General features: G+C 28.6%; 1 protein-coding gene. It reads left to right on the top strand.

The window, feature by feature from the left end; all coding sequences use genetic code 11:
* Positions 1-310, top strand: a 310-nt coding sequence (locus M72_RS14910) for a LytTR family transcriptional regulator DNA-binding domain-containing protein (RefSeq protein WP_141652766.1), incomplete at its 5' end; no start/stop codon positions are given.
* Positions 311-518: the final 208 nt, after the last annotated feature.

The following is a 518-nucleotide window of genomic DNA, read 5'->3' as shown; positions in this document are numbered from 1 at the left end:
GTATCTGTCGATCAAACTGAAACTGAGGGATATTTTATATTTTGAATACATAAAAAGATCCAGAAAAGTACTGATAGCATTGTCTGATATTACATATGAGTATGATTGTATCTTTGAAAAACTGGTTGAAGAACTGCAACCATATGATTTTGTTGTGAATTGTAGAGGAAATCTGGTTAATTTAAGGCATATTGAAAAAATAAAGGGCTTTATTATTTATATGGATAATGGAAAAGAACTTCAGATTGCACAAAGGAGAAGCAACGATTTTAGAGAAGAAGTAAATAAATTTTTGCAGAGAAATTCATAGGAGGAAAAATGAATACGATTTTACTGGTATTATGTAATGCACTTTCATGTTTTATAATAAGTACGATATTATTTCAGTTTATGAATGGAAAGTATAAAAAGAGTAGTCGAAATAGATATGTATATATTGTGATTGAGACTACCACAGTAATATTTACATTCTGTATAAATATGCTCAATCATTCCATATTAAATCTAGTAGTCTGGGG

The organism is Roseburia faecis (assembly GCF_001406815.1).
GTDB lineage: Bacteria > Bacillota > Clostridia > Lachnospirales > Lachnospiraceae > Roseburia > Roseburia faecis.
This window is presented reverse-complemented; position numbering and strand designations above follow the sequence as displayed.